The following is a 5,793-nucleotide window of genomic DNA, read 5'->3' on the forward strand; positions in this document are numbered from 1 at the left end:
TAAATATACAATTATCATATAGAAAACGAACAAATATTATTACAATTGTGAAACGAATCATCCTCATTATTAACCTAATACCCTCCCATATACTTCCTAACAACCCATTCAGCAGTGAGCAATGCAATAATTAAGAAGAATACCCATTTGAGATTTATAAACTCTTTAAGGTCTTCGTTGGCTTCAATTTTTTCTGGGGCTTTGTGCGCTAAAATTTGTTTTTCAAGCTGTGAAAGCTGACTTGCTGATAAAAACTTCCCTCCTGTTTGTGCTGATAATTGTCTTAGCAAATCAAAATCTGCTGTAGTATTACTTAATTCTACTTGTAAATCTTTTACAATAAATTCACCTGTGCTTTGTTCGTTTTTGCCCAACACACTTGCATTGGCTTTGTACTGATACACGCCCGCAGGCAAGGCACTAATTTCAAACTTCGAGTTATCAGCAGATGGTGTATAATTATATTTTCTAACACGACCCTTTTCATCTTTTAATTCGAGTGCTACAGGGATATTATACATTTTTTCATAAATGCCATTGTATATCTCTGTTTCGAAAACGACTTTATCGCTTAACAAAAATTCGTTTGAAATCGGATATACTCTCAATTTTCGTTTATCGTCTTTAGCAGATAGGAATTGTACCACTTTTAAGAAAATATCATCGATTAGCTCTTGCTTTTCGGTCAAATCAAATTCCTCTAAACGCCAAGTCCAAATACCCTCTCCAGCAAAAATAGCAGATTTTTTAGGCCCAGAGTTTATAGCAAATAAAGGCTTCTGTGTTTGTAATGAACCTATTTTCTGATAAAGAATTACTTCCGAATTTGGCAAAAGTGTAATATCACCAAAAGGCACCGAAACCTGTGGGAATTGTTTGATTAAGTCCAAAGACTCAGCTTCAAAGTTGAGCGATTTAAAATTACCGTTATAATAGCCAGTTACTTTGTCGGTCTGACCTGCTTGAGAATTGATACGCATTACTTGATTCAACTGATTGAGGTAGCTAGTTCCCGTTTGGTTTCCTAGCACAAACAACGTTGGTATTCCTTTATCAAGTAATGGTTTATAGATATTTGAATAAGAATTGAAATAATCTGGCAACTGATGTAATATCAATACATCATAGTTTTTGTTTGATAAATCTGGAAATGGATTTTCGGTCAAAATTTTGACATCTATTTCAAAATTCTCGTTTTTATCTAACATACTTTTGATAGCCTTGATATCTGGATGTGGAGCTAATGCCATCAACAAAACCTTTTCTTTTCCATCAATTACCTCAACATAGACATCTTGTTGATTGTTTTTACTACTAAACTCCCCGCCAAGCACATCTACCTGAATCACAAAATGTTGTACTCCTTTCTGCGAAGCTAGCGCATTGAAAGTAACTGTTTTGAGATCATCTTTTTGTTGAAAATTAATGACTTGTTTCTCTAAAACTTTCCCCCCTTGTTTTAAATAAACACTGGCTGTTTTTCCCTGAAACCCATAAGAACTAATATCTGCTTGCACAGGAAATTTATTTCCTAGATAAGCAATTTTATTAGCATAGACCGATTTTACGGCTATATCTTTTTTCGGAATCGTATCACCAAGCCCAATCGAATGGATAGTAAATGTAAACTTTTCGCTACTTGGGTTAATACCTTCGTTGACAATACCATCAGACAATAGCACCACATCAGAAAGATTATTTCCCTCTTGTGCATTTTTGATTCCAGATAGCAAACTGGAAAGGTTCGTACTTTTTTGATTAAACTGAATATCTGTTGCCTTTTCTGGATTTTGTCCGTCCAATGTTGTCCAAGAAATCTCAAAATCTTCTTCCTGTAATTTTTCTTTCAAAGATGCTAATTGAGAAAGGACTCCATTCAAAGTTTGCTTATTCGTAAGTCCCATCGATTGCGAATTATCAATAGCTAACACTAAAGTTCGTTTTTGAACAGACTGGGATATTTGGCGAATCAAGAAATTAAGGAGCAACAAAGCAATCAAACTTACGGCAATAAAGCGAGAAGCCGCCAGTAAGCGATTGGTATTTTTGCTCCAAGGCGTTGGAGAAATTTGGTATAAAACAAATGCATAAATCGCCCCTGCCAACAAGCAGAGCAAAATAAACCAAGGAGATGATTGAAATAAAAAGTCGAATTTCATAGAAACAAAGTACTAGGCAAAACTCACAATGTCCGTTAGCAAACAACGAGCCTCAGTCATTTGACCACATATTAAAGAATAGGAAAAGTATTACGTCTATCAAGCAAACGACGTTCCACAAATGATATTTTACTCAAAATAACCTAAAAAGGAAGATTTTGCAAAGGATAAATTGTATTTAGGTATAAACAAAAAGAGCAACAGACGTTCAAAATTGAAAATCTATTGCTCTTTTTTTGAAAAGACGCTTTTCCTAGGTCAACATACCACCGTCTACTTGTAATACTTGGCCAGTGATATAGCGAGACATATCTGAGCCCAAGAATACGCAAGCGTCTGCCACTTCTTCAGCTTGACCCCCACGTTTCAAAGGAATTGATTTCTTCCATTCTTCAGTAGCTGCTTCATTCAACTCACCTGTCATTTCGGTCTCGATAAAACCAGGGGCAATTGCATTTGAACGAATATTACGAGAACCTAATTCCAAAGCTACCGATTTTGTAAAACCGATAATACCAGCTTTAGAGGCCGCATAGTTTGCTTGACCAGCATTACCACGCAAACCCACTACAGAAGTAAGATTGATAATAGAACCAGACTTGGCTTTCATCATCGGTTTTGTAGCTGCTTTTGTCAAGTTAAATACTGACTTCAAGTTTACTTGAATTACAGTATCCCATTGTTCTTCGGTCATACGCATCAACAAACCATCTTTTGTGATACCAGCGTTGTTTACCAATACATCGATTTTACCGAAGTCAGCAACAACTTGATTCATCAAATCTTCAGCTTGTTGATAGTCAGAAGCATCAGAACGATACCCCTTTGCTTTGATTCCCAAAGCGGCCAATTCAGCTTCTAAAGCCTGACCTTTTTCTACTGATGACAAATACGTAAAAGCTACCTGAGCACCTTCTTGAGCAAAACGAGTAGCGATTGCTCGTCCGATACCTCTTGAAGCTCCAGTTACTAAAGCTACTTTATTTTCTAGTAAACCCATTGTTGTTGAAAAATTTAATGAAAATGAATGTTTTCCGACAAATATCAGACTGCCAAGCCCATTCAAGTTTTTGAATCCCAAAAATAGCAGAACCAACTAAGATGACAAAATAAATCAATAGAATAAGGTGACTTTGGGCAGAGAAGCTCGTTTAGATTTGAAGATGTTTTTATTGTAAAATATAGTAAAAACTTTTATTTTTGAAATTTATAAGACCGCCGTTTACTTCACTCAGCTATTGTTTTTTAACATTTCTCTTTTTAAACCGCACCAACATTTATTAAATAACCACAGTATTTTCTTCGATGCACATAAAGTATCCCAGATAAATATTGCTATTGGGCACAATGGCATGAAATGTGTGCGATTTTATCATAATTAATCAAACAAACTTTTTATTTATACCTTGCTTTTGTATAAGACATTCTTATGAAAACTTATTTTGTATCAAAAAAGTCACAATTAAATAGATACCCACTATCCCGATTTTTGACGCTACTTATGGCCTTTTTTGCTTTATCGGCCGAAGCACAAAATAAGGATGGCAGTAAAAATGCCAATGCCCTTATGTGCTTCAATAATAAATCAGGGGTTGCGCTCGAAAGAACAACAGATTTAGATGGCAAAAGCATTGAAGCATTTCCCTTAGACCGGTTGAGAAGCAATGTCAGATATGGTTTTGTTGAAAATTATCGTGAAGGAATGGCTCGTATCAAAAAAGACCAAGTTTGGGGCTTTTTGAACCTTTGTGGAGAAGAATATATTCCAGCACAATATGAAGAGGCTGAGCCTTTTAATTTCGGAAAAGCCTTAGTAAAAAAATACAACTGGTTTTTTGTGGATAACAATGGCGTTGAAAGCGATGTATTTGAGAATATTGTTGCTGCCAAAGCCCTTTCTAATGGTTTTAGCATGGTTAAAATCGCCAGTGGAAAATATTCTATTATCGACAACTCGTTTGATAAGACAGGAACTTACCTTTCTCCATTTTATGATGAAATGACGATGATTAGCCCAACAAGTTTGGCAGTAAAACTCAACAACAAATGGGGAATCATGAAATTAGGGGATAAAAAACCTCCTGTACCTATTTTTGATTTGATTGCGCCTATTGGTAAAGAAGGTCTAATGAAGATTAAAGTGGGAGAAAAATTCGGCGTCGCAACCATCAATGGAGACATTTTGCTCAAGCCTGAATATGGCATACTTACTGATGTAGATACACAAGGTTTTATCAAGGGAATTGAAGAAAATAAACAGCAAGTTTTTAATTCAAATAACCTACAGGTTAGTAAGTCTTTCAAAGCAATCAGTGATTTCGATTCTAGGGGCTTGGCAATTGTGCAAGATGATAATAATCTACTAGGCTTAATCAACAAAGATTTTCAAACTATTATTACGCCTCAGTTTACCTCAATCGGTAGTTTAGGCGAATTTGACCTTATTCCTGTTAGCAAGGTAGTTGATGGAAAAGGAGTCAAATTTGGCTTTATCAACCTTCAAGGAAAAGAAGTAATTCCTATCATCTATGAGGCCGTTGGCAAAATAAACAAAAAAGGACTATTGGTCGTAAAGGAGGTGGTGAGTTGTAACTTAGATGCCAAAGGAAGTAAAATTGGTACTTGTAAAGCAGATAAGGTGATTGATGTAAACGGAGGGATTATCGTACAGCCTGTAACCAAATATCCTGATGCAGGAAAAATCAATTATGCAGTAACTGACTCCACGATTCAGAATATGAATGTAATCAAAACATTCAGAGCTGACGATAAAGGCAAAAACATGAAGATTATTTTAGTGAGAGAGGATGATTTTAAAGTAATAACGCCTGAAGCTTTTGAAGCTATTCAACCAACAAATCAAGGACAAATTCTCTTTGTGAAATTAGATGGATTATGGGGCACTTTGGAAGTGTCAGGAAGATATATCACAAAGTGTCAATTCAAAACTTTTGCCCCGTCGAAAGAAGATTATTTCTTAGTACAAAATACAGCAGGTAAATATGGTTATGTGGATGCAAAAGGTAAAATTCAGGTTAATCCAGAATACCAGTCGCTCGAGCCATTTAGTAATGGACTTGCTGTAGCTTCAAAAGGTGTAAATCAAGTGGGTCTAATCAATAAATTTAATGCAAAAGTTGCCCCATGTATTTTTAGCACAGTAAGTATAGACTCCGCAGGAAACTATGATCTTACAGATAGTAGCCAAAACAAATTTAAGCTTAATAAACAAGGAGATTGTTTGAGTAATTGTGCAAAATTTGATGAAGTAAGAAGTAAAGTCAATAAGGAATAAGCTCATTCTGAAAGGCTTGTGAACTAAATAATGAAACATAAATCATCCAGAATTTAGTGATTGACAGATTTAGTAAACAAGTGATTATGTAAAAATTTGTATTCCATCAGTAGAGACGCAATGATTGCGTCTTAAGCATTCATATCTAGGATGGTAGCATCAAACATGAGTCATCCCAAATTTTAAGAATGGGATTATCTTTGATAATTTTCATAAAAAAGGGGTCGGGAAATATATCCCGACCCCTTTTTTGAGGCTATTATGCTGGATTTACTTGGTTTGAGACGCAAGCATAGAGACGCAAGCATTGCGTCTCTACTGGGAGAATCTAAATTTTAA

At 35.4% G+C, this 5,793-nt stretch carries 3 protein-coding genes; 1 reads left to right on the top strand and 2 read right to left on the bottom strand.

All coding sequences use genetic code 11. The features are described 5' to 3' along the window. Positions 1-74: 74 nt before the first annotated feature. Together ACOVQ4_RS18040 and fabG are read right to left on the bottom strand one after the other, a co-directional pair. Positions 75-2,159: a VWA domain-containing protein gene (locus tag ACOVQ4_RS18040; RefSeq protein WP_421822011.1), complete on the bottom strand. Its 2,085-nt coding sequence runs from the start codon at positions 2,157-2,159 to the stop codon at positions 75-77. A gap of 253 nt (positions 2,160-2,412) precedes the next feature. Further along, positions 2,413-3,159 carry a 3-oxoacyl-[acyl-carrier-protein] reductase gene (gene fabG / locus ACOVQ4_RS18045; RefSeq protein WP_421822012.1) on the bottom strand — a complete coding sequence of 249 codons (747 nt, stop codon included), beginning with the start codon at positions 3,157-3,159 and terminating at the stop codon, positions 2,413-2,415. A gap of 429 nt (positions 3,160-3,588) precedes the next feature. On the opposite strand from fabG, the gene ACOVQ4_RS18050 reads away from it, so the two are divergent. After that, positions 3,589-5,454, top strand: coding sequence for a WG repeat-containing protein (locus tag ACOVQ4_RS18050; protein WP_421822013.1), 1,866 nt, complete (start codon positions 3,589-3,591; stop codon positions 5,452-5,454). The last annotated feature ends 339 nt before the right edge of the window (positions 5,455-5,793 follow it).

This window comes from Flectobacillus sp., from assembly GCF_049240685.1.
Lineage (GTDB): Bacteria > Bacteroidota > Bacteroidia > Cytophagales > Spirosomataceae > Flectobacillus.

Bases quoted from the DNA above. Each gene is read 5' to 3' on its own strand.
- ACOVQ4_RS18040 (WP_421822011.1), bottom strand. From the start codon at position 2,159: ATGAAATTCGACTTTTTATTTCAATCATCTCCTTGGTTTATTTTGCTC.
- fabG (WP_421822012.1), bottom strand. From the start codon at position 3,159: ATGGGTTTACTAGAAAATAAAGTAGCTTTAGTAACTGGAGCTTCAAGA.
- ACOVQ4_RS18050 (WP_421822013.1), top strand. From the start codon at position 3,589: ATGAAAACTTATTTTGTATCAAAAAAGTCACAATTAAATAGATACCCA.